General features: G+C 70.3%; 1 protein-coding gene. It reads left to right on the top strand.

Annotated features, from left to right (window positions below):
• On the top strand, window positions 1-180 hold a 180-nt coding region (locus BN358_RS23390; protein ID WP_198018412.1), incomplete at its 5' end, for a SufD family Fe-S cluster assembly protein.
• Window positions 181-212 lie beyond the last annotated feature (32 nt).

The following is a 212-nucleotide window of genomic DNA, read 5'->3' as shown; positions in this document are numbered from 1 at the left end:
CAGCTGTTCTACCTGCGCTCTCGCGGCATCGGTGAGGACGAGGCCCGCCGGCTCGTTGTGCACGGCTTCTTCGCCGACATCATCCGCCGGATCGGCGTGGCCGAGGTGGAGACCCGGCTGATGGCCGCGGTGGAGTCCGAGCTCGAGATCATCGTCGGCCACGCGGGGGCGGCCCAGTGAGCTTCGTCCGCGCCTGTGCCGTTGCCGAGGTG

Source organism: Sedimentibacter sp. B4 (genome assembly GCF_000309315.1).
GTDB lineage: Bacteria > Bacillota > Clostridia > Tissierellales > Sedimentibacteraceae > Sedimentibacter > Sedimentibacter saalensis.
This window is presented reverse-complemented; position numbering and strand designations above follow the sequence as displayed.